This window comes from Bradyrhizobium manausense, assembly GCF_018129685.1.
GTDB classification, from domain to species: Bacteria; Pseudomonadota; Alphaproteobacteria; order Rhizobiales; family Xanthobacteraceae; genus Bradyrhizobium; species Bradyrhizobium manausense_D.
On sequence record NZ_JAFCLG010000015.1, the window covers coordinates 35,514 to 49,309 of the forward strand.

The 13,796-nt window shown below is 64.6% G+C and carries 16 protein-coding genes and 1 tRNA gene; 7 read left to right on the top strand and 10 right to left on the bottom strand.

Annotation, left to right across the window (positions count from 1 at the left end):
• Positions 1-62: 62 nt before the first annotated feature.
• Positions 63-893, top strand: a complete 831-nt coding sequence (gene rlmB / locus JQ621_RS26515; RefSeq protein WP_212238578.1) for a 23S rRNA (guanosine(2251)-2'-O)-methyltransferase RlmB — start codon at positions 63-65, stop codon at positions 891-893.
• 53 nt (positions 894-946) lie between these two features.
• Here rlmB and JQ621_RS26520 read toward each other — a convergent pair whose 3' ends face one another.
• Together JQ621_RS26520 and JQ621_RS26525 are read right to left on the bottom strand one after the other, a co-directional pair.
• Positions 947-1,441: a hypothetical protein gene (locus JQ621_RS26520; protein ID WP_212238581.1), complete on the bottom strand. Its 495-nt coding sequence runs from the start codon at positions 1,439-1,441 to the stop codon at positions 947-949.
• A 44-nt stretch (positions 1,442-1,485) separates the two neighbouring features.
• Positions 1,486-1,971, bottom strand: a complete 486-nt coding sequence (locus JQ621_RS26525) for a hypothetical protein (protein WP_212238584.1) — start codon at positions 1,969-1,971, stop codon at positions 1,486-1,488.
• 270 nt (positions 1,972-2,241) lie between these two features.
• On the opposite strand from JQ621_RS26525, the gene JQ621_RS26530 reads away from it, so the two are divergent.
• Positions 2,242-2,688, top strand: a complete 447-nt coding sequence (locus JQ621_RS26530) for a hypothetical protein (protein WP_212238587.1) — start codon at positions 2,242-2,244, stop codon at positions 2,686-2,688.
• Between the two features lie 165 nt (positions 2,689-2,853).
• Positions 2,854-2,928: transfer RNA gene (locus JQ621_RS26535), tRNA-Thr, on the top strand.
• Positions 2,929-2,960: 32 nt separating this feature from the next.
• On the opposite strand, the gene JQ621_RS26540 is transcribed toward JQ621_RS26535, so the two are convergent.
• From JQ621_RS26540 to JQ621_RS26550, 3 genes are all read right to left on the bottom strand, one after another.
• The gene (locus JQ621_RS26540; RefSeq protein WP_212238592.1) at positions 2,961-3,668 is read right to left on the bottom strand and encodes a class I SAM-dependent methyltransferase; all 708 of its coding nucleotides are present in this window, start codon (positions 3,666-3,668) and stop codon (positions 2,961-2,963) included.
• A 286-nt stretch (positions 3,669-3,954) separates the two neighbouring features.
• Positions 3,955-5,652 (bottom strand): methyl-accepting chemotaxis protein, encoded by a 1,698-nt coding sequence (locus JQ621_RS26545; RefSeq protein ID WP_212238595.1) that lies wholly within the window; start codon positions 5,650-5,652, stop codon positions 3,955-3,957.
• Between the two features lie 170 nt (positions 5,653-5,822).
• Positions 5,823-5,987, bottom strand: coding sequence for a hypothetical protein (locus tag JQ621_RS26550; protein ID WP_212238598.1), 165 nt, complete (start codon positions 5,985-5,987; stop codon positions 5,823-5,825).
• Positions 5,988-6,093: 106 nt separating this feature from the next.
• On the opposite strand from JQ621_RS26550, the gene JQ621_RS26555 reads away from it, so the two are divergent.
• Together JQ621_RS26555 and JQ621_RS26560 are read left to right on the top strand one after the other, a co-directional pair.
• A complete protein-coding gene (locus JQ621_RS26555; RefSeq protein ID WP_212238601.1) occupies positions 6,094-6,483 on the top strand; it encodes a hypothetical protein in 390 nt (129 codons plus the stop codon).
• Positions 6,484-6,805: 322 nt separating this feature from the next.
• Positions 6,806-7,060 (top strand): hypothetical protein, encoded by a 255-nt coding sequence (locus tag JQ621_RS26560; RefSeq protein ID WP_212238603.1) that lies wholly within the window; start codon positions 6,806-6,808, stop codon positions 7,058-7,060.
• Between the two features lie 33 nt (positions 7,061-7,093).
• Here the strand turns inward: JQ621_RS26560 and JQ621_RS26565 are convergent, their stop codons facing one another.
• The 4 genes from JQ621_RS26565 to JQ621_RS26580 all read right to left on the bottom strand — a co-directional run bounded on the left by JQ621_RS26565 (position 7,094) and on the right by JQ621_RS26580 (position 9,757).
• On the bottom strand, positions 7,094-7,336 hold the full coding sequence (locus JQ621_RS26565) for a DUF6719 family protein (protein ID WP_212238605.1): 243 nt from the start codon (positions 7,334-7,336) through the stop codon (positions 7,094-7,096).
• 255 nt (positions 7,337-7,591) lie between these two features.
• Positions 7,592-8,299 carry an outer membrane protein gene (locus JQ621_RS26570; RefSeq protein WP_212238607.1) on the bottom strand — a complete coding sequence of 236 codons (708 nt, stop codon included), beginning with the start codon at positions 8,297-8,299 and terminating at the stop codon, positions 7,592-7,594.
• A 286-nt stretch (positions 8,300-8,585) separates the two neighbouring features.
• Positions 8,586-9,020 carry a hypothetical protein gene (locus JQ621_RS26575; protein ID WP_212238610.1) on the bottom strand — a complete coding sequence of 145 codons (435 nt, stop codon included), beginning with the start codon at positions 9,018-9,020 and terminating at the stop codon, positions 8,586-8,588.
• Positions 9,021-9,364: 344 nt separating this feature from the next.
• Complete coding sequence (locus JQ621_RS26580; RefSeq protein WP_212238612.1) at positions 9,365-9,757, bottom strand: His-rich protein BRANT; 393 nt, start codon at positions 9,755-9,757, stop codon at positions 9,365-9,367.
• A 250-nt stretch (positions 9,758-10,007) separates the two neighbouring features.
• On the opposite strand from JQ621_RS26580, the gene JQ621_RS26585 reads away from it, so the two are divergent.
• Together JQ621_RS26585 and JQ621_RS26590 are read left to right on the top strand one after the other, a co-directional pair.
• A complete protein-coding gene (locus JQ621_RS26585; protein WP_212238614.1) occupies positions 10,008-10,550 on the top strand; it encodes a tetratricopeptide repeat protein in 543 nt (180 codons plus the stop codon).
• A gap of 109 nt (positions 10,551-10,659) precedes the next feature.
• Complete coding sequence (locus tag JQ621_RS26590; RefSeq protein WP_212238616.1) at positions 10,660-12,045, top strand: serine hydrolase domain-containing protein; 1,386 nt, start codon at positions 10,660-10,662, stop codon at positions 12,043-12,045.
• Here the strand turns inward: JQ621_RS26590 and JQ621_RS26595 are convergent.
• Positions 12,035-13,618, bottom strand: a complete 1,584-nt coding sequence (locus JQ621_RS26595; protein ID WP_212238618.1) for a S10 family peptidase — start codon at positions 13,616-13,618, stop codon at positions 12,035-12,037. The two genes, JQ621_RS26590 and JQ621_RS26595, sit on opposite strands and share 11 nt — an antisense overlap.
• Positions 13,619-13,796 lie beyond the last annotated feature (178 nt).

A 13,796-nucleotide genomic window follows, 5' to 3' on the forward strand; every position in this document is an offset into this window, starting at 1 on the left:
TAAAATCGCCCCCGAACGCACCCAAATTGCCATATTCCGGGACCCGTGACACAAGCGAGCCCATGAAGGATCGAAAATTCCTCCCCAAGGGCCCCCGCGGCGGGTCTAAGCCTTTCAAGAAACCCGGGAAATCGGCCGGCCGGCCGGCCTGGCGCGAACGCGATTCGCATGCCGACGGGCCCGTCATCCTCTATGGCTGGCACACCGTCACCATGGCGCTCGCCAACCCGCAGCGGCAGATCCGCAAACTGACGCTGACCGAGAACGCCGCGCGGCGCCTGGCGGACGAAAAGATCCCGACCCGGATCGCGCCCGAGATCGTCCGTCCCCAGGAGATCGACCGCCTGCTCTCGCCCGACGCCGTGCACCAGGGCCTGCTCGCCGAGGCCGATCCCCTGCCCTCGCCCGACATCGAGGACCTGGCGCAGGAAGGCATGGTGCTGGTGCTCGACCAGATCACCGACCCGCACAATGTCGGCGCCATCCTGCGCTCGGCCGCGGCCTTTGCGGTGAAGGCGATCGTCACCACCGCGCGTCACAGCCCCGAAGCGACAGGCGTGCTCGCCAAGGCCGCCTCCGGCGCGCTGGAGCTGGTGCCGATGGTCACGGTGCAAAACCTCGCCCGCGCGCTGAACGAACTCAACGACAGCGGCTTCCAGACCGTCGGCCTCGATAGCGAAGGCAGCGCAGATCTCTCCGAGGTGACCTTGCGCGAGCCGCTCGCACTGGTGCTTGGCGCCGAGGGCAAGGGCCTGCGTCAATTGACGCGCGAGACCTGCAGCGTCGTGGCGCGGCTCGACATGCCCGGCGAGATCAAGAGCCTCAACGTCTCGAACGCCGCGGTGCTCTCGCTCTATGTCGGGGCTGTCAGACTGGGTTTGATGAAGCGCTGACAAAAAAACGCCCGGCGTAGGCCGGGCGCTTGATTGGCTGAACCGATCAGAGATCAGTAATAGCGGCGCAGCACGCGATGGCCGCCGTAGTACGGCGCGTAGCGATGGGCATAGCCATAGCGCGGACCGTAGCCGTAATGCGGGCGCGGCAGGTAGCCGTAGCGCGGACCGTAGCCGTAGCGATACGGGCGGTAATACGGGCGGCGATAGGGATAAGCGGCCGGCGCTTCGACGGCGGCAGCGCGATAGCCGTAGCCGTAATTGGCGGGGGCGACGACCGCGTCTTCCTGGTAGGTCGGCTGCGGCGCGAAGGCGCCCGGGCCGGTATAGGTCGGGCCCTGGTTGACGTAGTAGTACTGCGTGGTCGGCTCGGCGAGGCGCTCATAACCATAGCCGGCGCCGTAGCCATAACCACCGCAACCGGTGTTGCAGCCGGAGAACACCGGCGCGACCGGCTGGCACGGGTTGAAGCCGCAGGCCATGGCCGGCGCGCTGCCCACGATCATCACGGCAGCGGCCGCGACCAGTCCTGAAATCATCTGACGCATTACTCTCTCCTGTTGATGTCCGTCTTGTTGGATTCTGACGTTTCTTAACCCGGCGGCTTGCCGGGCATTCCTGCATGCGGCCGTGGTCGCGGAGGCCGCGGACGGTCGTTGAATTCGGGCGCGAGGATCACCGGCGGCGGGTTGACCGGCACATCCATTTGCGGCGGCAGCGGCGCGGACGACGCGCCCCAGGTCTGATGATAGCTCTCCGCAGGCTTGGGCAATTTGCGGTTCGTGGGCGGCTCGATCTCGAGGCGTCCATAGCCGGGCTGCAGGCCGGAGCTCGGATAATAATGCCCGACATCGGATGGCTGCCGATCCGGGACGTACACGCCGCCATAGATCGTGGGCTGCACCTGGATGTTCTTGCCGAGGCCCCAGGCACCTTCGATGACAGCGTAGGACGCATCGATATTGTTGATGATGATGGGCACACCGGGACGGCTGGGCACGACGATATCGAACCCGCCGCCGGCAAAGGCCGTTGCGGGCAGTCCGATCAGAATGGCTGCGAGCGCGAATGCGCGCATGGAACGATCCCGGTTATCCTGGCTACAACCTACCGGATCGCAGCGTAGAGAGGGTTAAGGAGCGCTGACCAAATTCCGGTAAGCCTAACGCGTAAGGATCGCGCGCCGCGCAAATGTTCCAACGCGCGCTAGCGAAGTGTTAACGGCCGCAGCCTGTGTTCCATTCGCTCACGTCCGTTTGACCGACGCTTGCGGAAAATCCGCCTGATGCCCCGGAACGACCCCCGCCGCACGACATTGAGCCACCGTCAATTCGAAGGGAGACAACCAATGACGATCACAAAACTCCTCGGCGCGACGGCGATTGCGGCGACCATGGTGACCGGCTCCGCGATGGCCCAATCGGTCGTCACCAATTCCGAACGCTGCGCGATGCAATCCGCCGACCCCGCCTGCCAGAATCTCGGACGCGACGGATATCGTCACCACCGGGTGAGCTACCGCCAGAGCAATCGCGACTGGAATAACGACTGGAACAGGACCCATACCGGCTTCTGGCCGGCCGACGCCGCGGGCGATGTCGCAGGCGCCGCGATCGGCACCGCGGGCGCGATCGCGACCGCCCCGTTCCGCGCCCTGGACAACAGCTACGCCTATGACAATGGCTGGGACAATCGTGGCTGGGACACCCGCACCTATGCCCAGCGCAACGGCTTCGTCTGCACGCCCGGCACCTGGTTCAAGGGTGAAGACGGCCGCCGGCACATCTGCCAGTAAGCCAATCTAACGGGAAAGCACGCAAACAGGCGGCCGAAAAGGCCGCCTGTTTCATGCGCGCGACGGGCCTTGCGGGTTCTGGCACTTTCCAATCAAGTCTGGTATTGCGACGCGCGGGCGGGCAGCCCGGCGCATGCCGGCCCTTGCCCGCTTTCTCAAGGCGTTGCCGGCTTAGCTCAGCGGTAGAGCAGCGGTTTTGTAAACCGAAGGTCGGGGGTTCAATCCCCTCAGCCGGCACCAGCGCCAAGTCGCGGCGATGATGGCCGCGCGTGTCACTCGGGCTCAGCTGCGCTCTCAGGCAAATCATCGAGCCGCCAGAGCCCGAGGCTCTTGTCGCGCCAGCCGCCGCCGCCCTCGTCGCAGCGCTCGTCGATCAACTCGCGCGGTGGGGGCCAGTCGAACGGCGGTCTCGTCATGTTGAGCGCGCGCCAGTCGCCGTCCTCGCAATCGCTGTTATTGTCCCACTCCGGAAACGTCGTGACCAGCAGACATTGCGCTCCGCTCGCGCGAAAGCGGGAAATGGCGCGCGCGATTTTCTGGAAGCTCAGATGCACGAGACAGTCGCGGCACAGGATCAGGTCGCATGCCGGCAGCGCATCGCGCGTGACGTCCGCGACGAGAAAGCGGCCGCGGATTTCACCGCGCGCGGCGCGCGCGCTGTTGGCCGCGATCAGCGATGGAACGATATCGATGCCGGTATAGTCGACGTCGAGTTGCATGCTGCCGATCCAGCCGGCGTCGCCGCAGGGCGCATCGAGCAGCGAACGCGCGCCACACCGCCGCAACAGGCCCGGCAGCGCCTCGCGGATCGCGGCGGTGGCGCGATCTTCGGACCCGAGGCCCGAGACCGAGGTCGCAGCTCCCCACAAATTGGTCCGCTGGATCCGCTCGAAGCGCGCCGCAAGATCAAGGCCGGCAAAATTCTGGCGGTCGGCAACGAAACGCTCGTGGGCGAGCACGGCGGGACGTTTGGAGATCATCTGACAGGACTCGCGTCGAGATTCCGTCGCAAGCATACTATACGCGCGAGGCATTCGTTCCGAAACCCGACGACGATGGATTGGATCAGAGTTCGACATGAGGTAGCATGCGCGCCGCATGCCTTCCCACACCAGCCGAGACAGCGCCAAGGTCATCGCCGGAGCCGTCGCGGCTGTCGTCGCGATGCTTTTCCTTTTCGCGATCGCGATGGCTTTCCTGCTGCCGCAATAGGAGCCGCGGCGTGCCGGCGGCGCGAAGCCGCCGGGCTTTCTTCGTCGCGCGGGCTCAGGCGGCGCGCACCGTCCGCAGGAATTTTCCGACCTCGTCCTTCAAGCGGTTGCTGTCGGTCGCCAGCATCTTCGCGGTCGCGAGCACCTGCGACGAGGCCGAACCGGTCTCGGCCGCGCCGCGCTGCACGTCGGTGATGTTGGTCGAGACCTGCTGGGTGCCGTGCGCTGCCTGCTGCACGTTGCGCGAGATCTCCTGGGTCGCGGCGCCCTGCTCCTCGACGGCCGCGGCAATGGTCGAGGACACTTCAGACAGCCGCTCGATGGTCGCGGAGATGTCGCGGATCGCCGTCACCGATTCCTGGGTGGCGTTCTGGATGCCGGAGATCTGCTGACTGATCTCGCCGGTCGCTTTCGCGGTCTGCTCGGCCAGCGTCTTCACCTCGGAGGCGACGACGGCAAAGCCGCGGCCGGCCTCGCCTGCGCGCGCCGCCTCGATGGTGGCGTTCAGCGCCAGCAGATTGGTCTGGCCGGCAATGGTGTTGATCAGCTCGACGACGTCGCCGATGCGCGTCGCGGCAACCGAGAGCTCGCTGACGCGCTCGGTGGTGGTGCGCGCCTGGTTGACGGCTTCGCTCGCCATCCGTGCGGATTCCTGCACCTGCCGGCTGATCTCGTTGACCGACGACGACAATTCCTCGGTCGCGGTCGCAACCGACTGGACATTGCTGGTTGCTTCGCCTGAAGCAACCGCGACGACCGAAGTCAGCTCCTGCGCGCGCTGCGCGGTGGTGGCCAGCGTCGAGGACGACGCCTCGAGCTCGGTGGACGCGGATCCCACGGTGTCGATGATCTCGCCGACCGCGCGCTCGAAACCATCAGCCAGGTTGACCATGTCGCGCTTGCGCTGCTCGGCGGCCTGTTTCTCGACTTCCACCTGTGCTGCCTTGAGGCGCTCGACCTCGATGGCGTTCGTTTTGAACACCTCGACCGTCCTGGCCATATCGCCGATCTCGTCACCGCGCTCCTTCTCGGGCACTTCGGTCTTGAGATCATTGCGCGCCAGGCCTTCCATGGCGCGCTTGAGCAGGGCAATCGGCCTCGACATCGCCACAAGGCCAATGAAGAGCGCAACCGCGATACCGAGCACCAGACCGGCGGCGCTGACGCTGATCACGGTCCAGATCGCGGATTTGGCGTCGCGGTTGATGACTTCCCTGCGCTGGGCCACTGCCTTGCTGACATCGGCCGTAAACTTTGCGACCCGCGCAAGCGATGCGTCGATCAGCGGGTCGCACTCCTTGTGCGCACGCTCGGCAGCCTTGGCGTTTTCCGCCGGGCTGCTGGCGGCCGCGCCGGCCTGCAGCACCGGATCGCAGCCGGCGAACACGGCCTTCAGCTGGTCGCTGATGCCCTTGATCTCGTTCGCCCTCGTCGGGTCGTCTTTCTCCGCCGCATCCAGATATTGACGAATTTCGCTGCGGTTCTGGTTGGCCGTGTTCAGGCGGGCAGCGTTGCCCGCTTCCGTCGTCTCGGTGAACACCGCATAGAGCGCGGCATGATAGGTCTCGATGCGACGCTGGCCGCGGGTGAGGTTGAGGGCCGCCGACTGCATGGCGCTCAGTTCGCCGAAGCCATCGACGGTCGCCGTCAGCTCTTGGATGCCGAAGCCCGCGACGGCGACCAGGGCAATGCCCATCACGGTCACGATCAGCGCAACCTTCAAGACGATCTTCAAATTGTTCAAAAAGCTCATTGCCCCGCCCAATAATCTTAAGGTCCCATGGACCTAACCGGTCCGGCGGTATTGGAACCCGTTAACGTTAAAATTTAATACTCAATGGAACCCTGCGGAAAAATACGCATTCGGCGGCTGCCCGTAAGCTTCGCGCAAGCTTTGGACGCTGAGGGGCAACCCGGCCGCGATCAGGTCGGTGTCGCCTCCCGGCCGTCAACGGGCGCGACGTGAGCGCGCACCAGATCCTCGACGAATGCGATCACCTCCGCCCGCTTCTCCGGCGGCAGCGACAGAAAGGCGCGCACGAGCCGCAGGCCCTGCGCTTCGTCCGACGGGTCGGCCATGGAATCCATGCGACCAATGTCAGATGATCGGGAAAAATATGCAATCCCTTGCCAACAGCTTCCTTGATTCGGCGTCCAGCCTTTGGTGGAATGGCTCCAACAGGGTGGTGGGATCATGAAGTGGATCCGGGAACGCGACGCACTGATCGCGCAGACACTGGCGTTCGTACAATCGGTGTCCGGCAGGAAGGACGATGTCCGTCGGCCGGCGACCGGTACGATTGCACCGACCTTCACCACTGAAATCGTCTCCGTCCAGTCCGTGACCGTTGCGCTCGAGCCACCGCAAGCCGATCCGCTCCCGCAGGCGGCCACGGCTCCACAGCCTTTGTCTGCCCCACGGACCGGCAACGATTTTCGCGGCGAGATGCAGGCTCGCATCGCCAGTTTCAGGAAGCATCAGGAGCGCTTCGAGCGCGAGCGAGAGGAATATTGTGCGGCGACCTTGAGCAAGCTCCGCGCGGCGATCCGCGACCCATCAATCCGTCCGGAAGCAGACAGGTGAAGCGGCCCACCGCCTCACCGCGGGTGGCCTATAGCCAGGACCAGACCAGCCAGAGATTGGCCGCACAGGCGCCGAGCAATCCCAGCGTCAGTGGCAGCAGCATGTGCCCGCAGCAGGTTTTAAGGTCGGTCGTCATGGCCGGAAACATCCGCTGATTCCGCCAAACGAGTCACAAAGTATCTTTTCTCGCGGATTCAGGACTCGTTAAGGACTCAGGACCCAGGGGCCTTGCGGCTTCGTTCACGGCCCCGTGATCGCGCCGGAACCCCTTCCCGCATGAATTCGTTGATGCGTTTCCTTTCGCTTTCCTGGAGCGGCAGACGTGCCCTACGCCCTGTTTTGCAACGACAGCCAGATCAGCAAAGCCTATCCTGATGAAGCCGATGTCTGGCAGCTCGCGCAACGGAGCGGCCTGGTCGTGGACGTCAGCGCCGATGAGGAGCGGCACGGCCCCCGCCGGGTGCTCGACAATGACTATGAGATCAGAGCCTGCCGGGCCGCCCATGGCGAGGACCCCGCCCAGAACAAGGCGGACGCCGAGCGGGCGTCCAGGATCGAGCTTCAGCTCGGCTCGTGAGATCGGCCAGGAGGTCCGAGGCGGTCGGAGGGCTCAGGGGGTCGCGGTCGCCAGCGACGCCTGCTCACCGGCCAGCGACACACAGGCCTTGCGGCGGTGCAGCCCGCGGATCGCTCCGGTGACCTTCAGCACCTTGCCATACGGACAGGACAGGTCCTTGACGAAGGCGACCTCGTAAGGTGCCAACATCAGAGGCTCGGATTTGAGGATTGTTTGGGCAGAACAAGGCAGCGCGACAAAGCACGCGAGCACCACGACCGACGCCAAGATACGCATGTTCGCCATCCCACCAGCCCGGTAATCCCCTAATACGCGTACCGGAGCGCGAGTTCCGTAAGTCGCAAAAATTATTTTTGCTTTACCCGATCCCCGTGACACGCGTGAGAATGCGCGCGCCAGACTGTTTGCTTGCAAATGACGCGCCAGATGGTTCACGCAATCCAAACACGGCTTGCCAAACACGGCCGGTCAAACGAAAGGCCGGCGGAAAGCCGGCCTTTGTCAGTCCGTGGTCGTACCGCTTGCTGCGGCTCAATAGCGCGAGGCTGCCGGACCACCCCAGCCGAAACGATAGTTCACACCGACCTTGACGGTATGCTCGTCGTCCCGGCCGCGGACGCCCACCACGTCGGCCGGACCTGACGTGATCGTGGTGCTGCCGAAATTGTAATACTGGTACTCGGCCTTGGCCGACCAGTTCGGCGCGAACATGTATTCGAGGCCGGCGCCGACGGTATAACCATCCTTACTGTTGCCGGTGGTCGTGAAGGCTTGCGGCACGCCGGCGATGTTGACGCCGAGGCCGCCGTTGCGCCATGCGTAACCGCCCTTGGCGTAGAGCAGCGCCGGGCCCCAGGTGTAGCCGAGGCGACCGGTCACCGACCCGAGCTGGTCGGTGTTCGACGTCACCTGCGTGCCCAGCGGGAACGCGACACCTTTGTTGTTGGTCGGCAGCCAGGAATACTGGGCCTCGATACCCAGAACCCAATTGGGCGCGAACTGGTAGTCGAAGCCGCCCTGCACGCCGCCCAGGAAGCGGGCGTCGCTGGACTGGAAGGTGGTGTCGCCGGCGAAGGCCCCGCCGACATGGCCGCCAATGTAGAAGCCGGTCCAGTTGTAGATCAGCTGCGGCGGCGTGTAGGCCGGAGCCTTGGTGTAGGTGCGCGGCTGAATGTCGGCAGCGGCCGCCGGCGCGGCCAGGGCCAGCAGAGCCGCGGCACCGAGCAAAATCGTTTTCATTGTCATCCCCGTTCTTTCAAATCGACCCTCAGGAAACAACGTGGCGTGATTTTGGTTGCTTCGCGGCGATGCCGGAACGTTGATCGTTCGTGACTGTGACGGGGTGGCAACATCGCGATTTTGTTCCATCACGTCCGCTTGCGCCGACCGATTTTATCGTTTGGGCAAGACCCACCATAAGGATTTGTCGCAAGGCGAAACCACCCCGTTCAAAGCTCGCCGAAATGTGATGCAGCGGCTCCGGCAGCACCTGTCCTAGCACTGCGCGATGAAGGCCGGCTTTGCGTTACCGCGTCATCTTTTCCAGTTCTGGAAAGGGTGCGTAAACCGCGCCTGCGCAGATCTCGCTCGTGCGGTCGACGATGCGGTCGCCCCGACCGTTGACGAAGATGGCGGCCCGTTCGCGCATGCCCTTGTAGCCGCCGTCGGCCTCGCGCGGCGTGAAGTGCAGGCAGCTGATATAGAACTGCCGCCCGCCGACCTCGCGCAGCACCGGATCGGCCATGCTGGCCTCGCGCACGCCGACCGGATTGTTGAGATAGGCGCGCATCAGGGCCACCGTGTCGGTACGGAAATTGTCGGGGAACGGCTGCGGCCCTCCAGCCTGGCCGCCCTCCATCAGGGATGGGCGGTCACTGTCGCTGCCAAAACAGGCCGCGAGCGTCAGGGGCAGCGCCAGGACCGATGCCAGCCTCGCCGCGCGTTTCGCCAATCGCCTCACAGTTCGCGCTCGCCGCTCAATCGACCTGGAGTGGTCCAGCCTCAGAATTGCAATGATGCAGGTCTAGAGATGTTTTGCCCGACGAGTCAACCGGATTCGCAAAATCCGTAGATTGATGTTCATCAACCCATTGATTCACCTATCGTCGTCTACTGTGCATGGGGTTGTTTTGGCGATGCCCGATCGTGAATCTCGAAACGGGGAGATTTCATTTGCGGCAAACAGCGCACCGGCCCGCCGCCAGAACTTCGCGCTTTCGCGTGAAGCATGACGAACGGGCCGGGCCTGAACTCCGCGCGAGGCGGCGGGCAATGTCAGGGATGCCGCCTCGCTGGGGTCAGGGGTTAGCTGCGCTTCTCGGTGGTCACCGGCTTGGTGAGGTCCGACGGCGTCTTCAGCGACTTCTTGGCCGACAGATGCTTGTGGTGATGGCGGTGAGTCCGCACGGTCTTGTGCTCGTCCGGCGTGACCGCGGCGTTGGCGTTCATCGCCTTCGTCTTGGTATCGACCTTGGCGCTCGACTTGACGTCGGCCGTCTTGGCATCCGTCTTGGCATCAGCCTTGACGCCGGCGTCGGGCTTGGCCGCGGTGGTCGAGACCTTGCTCTGGGTCTGGTCCGCCTTGATCACCGGCGCGGTCGTGGTGGTCTTGGTCGTGGTCTTGGCGGCATCCGCGGCGAAGGCCGGGGCTGCGATGACGGAGGCGGCGAGCAAAGCTGCGGAAATGGTCTTCAACATGGTTGGTCTCCTCTTGGAAGGATCTTGAGGCGGCGCCCTCTCGCCAACTCTTCGATCATGGGTCAGAGCCTAGTGGGGGCGCACTGAACCCAGTCTGAAGCGCGCGGCCAGCCTCCGTTCATCTGGATGACAAGTTTGTCATCTCAGGAATGGCGAATAGGCTCGGGTGCCGGGAATGTTTTTGCCGGCCGGGTGTTCCGGTCTTTGGGCAATCGTGTAGGATCGCCACGTTCCATTCGGGAGAACTTCAATGCGCAAACTCTCAACGCTTCTTGTGCCGGGACTTGTCGCCGTGAGCTTGGCGGCCGGACCGGCCCTGACCAGCGCCTATGCCGCGGGCAGTGACGAGCCCTCCTCGCCGCCGAAGTCTGATACCTCGACCAAGAAGGGCAAGAAGAAGAGCTCCTCGGTCAGCGATCCCAAATTCCTCGCGGCCTATCGCACCGCCTACACCACGATCTACGACAACCACGATTATACGAGCGCGATCGGCCAGCTGAAGCAGCTCAAGCGTGACGACGTCGCCGACGTCGCGAACCTGATCGGCTACTCCTATCGCAAGCTCGGCGACTACCAGTCCTCGAAGGTCTATTACGAGATCGCGCTGAAGGACGATCCGAACCACGTCCGCACCTGGCAGTATTACGGCCTCTGGCAGCTCGAGCAGGGCAACCGCGAACAGGCGCAGTACCACCTGAACAAGATCGCCATGCTCGCCGGCACCGACAGCTCCGAGTATCGCTCGCTGGCTGCCGCACTCGACAAGCCGACCGGCGCGACGCTCGTCTACTGAGACTTCACGGCTTGGCTTGACGCGAACGGGCACAACCTTCCGGGTTGTGCCCGTTCTGCTTTCTCGGCTAGCCTTCGCGCACCCATTCCCCTCGCAAACCGGTAGCGCAATGGACACGTGGCTGCGATCCGCGATCGACTACATCGGCTCCTGGATTGAATTCCAGCAGACCGCCTTCCAGCAGCCCGGTGTCCTGGTTGCATTCGTGCATCGCGGCGAAGTCGTCGCCGAGCATGCATTCGGGCTCGCCAATCTCGACACCGGCGAGAAGCTCACGCCGCGCCACCGCTTCCGCATCGCCTCGCACTCGAAGAGCTTCACGTCCGCCGGCATCATGAAGCTGCGCGAGCAGCGCAAGCTCCGGCTCGACGATCCCGTCGGCCAATATGTCAGCGGCCTGCATCCGCGGGTCGCCGAGACCACGATTGCGCAGGTGCTCTCGCACAGCGCCGGGCTGACGCGCGACGGCGCCGACTCCGGCCAGTTCATCGACAGCCGTCCCTATCTCAATGCAAAGGAGCTGCTCGCGGATTTGAAGCTGCCGACCGCGATCGAGCCAGGCACCCGTTTCAAATATTCGAACCACGGCTTTGCCCTGATGGGCCTCGTCATCGAAGCAATCACGAAGGAGTCCTATCCCGCCTGGATCAAGCACGAGATCATCGAGCCTGCCGGCCTGCGCGAGACCGAACCGAATGTGCCGCTTCCCAAGGGCGCATTGTTTGCGCGCGGCCACACGCGACGCCTGCCGTTCGGCGAACGCTGCGTGATCCCAGGCGACAATCCCGCGCACGCCATGGCATCCGCCGCAGGTTTCGTTGCCACGGCCGCGGACACTGCGCGATTCTTCGCCCAGCTCGCTCCCAATGCGAAGAAGAGCGTGCTGTCGGTCGCGAGCCGCCGTGAGATGACGCGAAATCACTGGCGCGTCCCGCAGAGCTTCGAGGCCCATTACGGCTTCGGCGTCAACGCCGGAAAGACCGACGGCTGGGACTGGTTCGGCCACGGCGGCGGCTTTCAGGGCTACATCTCCCGGACCTGCTCCATTCCCGGCTGCGAACTCGCGATCAGCATCCTCAGCAACTCCATCGACGGCGTCGCGCCGCTCTGGATGGACGGCGCGATGCAGATCCTGCGCGTTTTCAAGACCCGCGGCGCACCCGACCGGCGCGTACGCGACTGGACCGGCCGCTGGTGGACGATCTGGGGCGCGAACGATCTGGTACCCGTCGGCAACCGCGTGCTGGTCGCCAATCCGCAGTTCAACAATCCGTTCATGGATGCCGCCGAGATCGAGGTCACCGGCCGCGACGCCGGCAAGCTCGTCTGGGCTGCCGGTTATTCCAGCCACGGCGAACCCGTGCGCCGCGTCCGCAACGGACGCGGCAATGTCAGCGACGTCTGGCTGGGGGGAGCAAACCTCAAACCTGCCGGCGTCGTGGCGCGCGAAATCGAGCGGCGCTACCCGCCGCGCAAGAGGCGCCCTACTCCCTGATCAAAGCCTCGACCTCGCCGCGCAGCGCCTGCCGCGACCCGTCGCGCGAATAGAACATGTGTCCGCCGGGATAGACGACGAACTTGACGCGCGACGTCACGAAGGCGGGCAACTGGTCGAGCGCACGCTTCGTACCGAAATAGGGCGTAGCGAGATCGAACAGACCGTGCGCGACCAGCACGTTCAGCTTAGCATCGTTGGCGAGGATCTGACGCAGCTCCGACAGCGATTGCGGCGGGTTGATGCCGCCGCCGAAATCCCAGTTGCGCTCGACGGCGCCGTTGAGGACTTCATAGGAGCCATCCGGCCGCCAGTTGAGTTTTCGCGTGAGCACATCGACAGCGGCGCTCGTCAGCGGCGCCTGCAGCGCATCGCCCGAGGGGTCACCAAAACGCGAACTGTTCGAATCCGGATAGGGATCGAGGCCACGAACCGATCCGTCATAGCGACCGGTCACCATGCCGTTCTTGCGATCGAATTCGCGGCGGAATTCACTGACGTCGAAGCGGCCGGCGAGCCTTCGGCTCACCGCCTGGTCGATGCCGGTGAGCTCGGCGACCTTATCGGCCACACGATTGGAGGCTTCGCTGTCCGCCTCGCCCTTGACGAGATCGGCCAGGAATTCGCCGCGCGCGTAGGCCTCAACATCGGCGAGATCGGCGCGCTTGACCGGTCCCTTGGCTTCGCGCGCCACCGCCGCATAGCTCGGCAGGCTCGCGACATATTGCAGAAGGCTCGTGCCGGTGAATTCGCGGAAATCCAGCAGCGGCGACACCAGGATCAAGCCTTTGACGCCGACGCCATGCTGCTGCTGCAACTGCCGCACGACCTTCGGTCCACGAATGCCGCCATAGCTCTCGCCCGCGACATATTTCGGCGATGTCAGCCGGCCGTGTTTCTCGAGCCACCGGCGAATGACGAGCGCGATCGAATTGACGTCGCCGTCGACCGAATAGAACCGCTTGCGGGCATCTTCCCCACTCGCGACGAGACGGCTGTAACCGGTGCCGACGGGATCGATGAAGACGAGATCGGTGAAGTCGAGCCAGGTCTCCGCGTTCGGCTTCACCTCGGGCGAGGCCGACGGCGATAGTCCCTCACCGTCGAGCGGCAGCCGCCATGGTCCGGCCGCGCCAAACTGAAGCCACGCCGAAGACGCGCCGGGGCCGCCGTTGAACAGGAACGTCACCGGGCGCGCGGCGCGGTCGGCGCCGTCGAGCTCGTAGGACGTGGTGGCGATGTCGGCGAGCGGCTCGCCCTTCTCGTCGAACACGCGGATGGAGCCTGCGGTCGCGGCGAAGTTGAGGGTGCGGCCGGGCAGATCGAGGGTCTGCTTGGTGGTGGAGTCTGCGGGCAGACGATGCTGTTCAGCGGCAGACGGCGAGGGCTGCGCGGTACTCTGCGCATTTCCACCGCGTCCGCCGCCCTTCTGTCCCGCAGGCACGGGCGCCTCGTTGCGCGGCTGCGGCGGATCGTCCGCGCGCGCCAGGCCGGCGAGCGCGAACGCCGAGACCGCCAGCGCCAGCGCCAGCGCCAGTCCAACGCGACGCAGCGTCGGCAAACTCATGATCATGATTGTTCTCCCTGCCCCGCCTGCGCGCTCAATTCGTTGGTCACAGCTTTAGCCGCCAATTGCGACGGTTTGGGGGATCGGAGGCTGGAGACTGGCTTTTCCGCCCGGTTTTGCCCAGAACCGCGAATGCCTGGCCGGCCCCGCGTTTGCCTTGCCGGCCGGTCATCCTCGACAATAC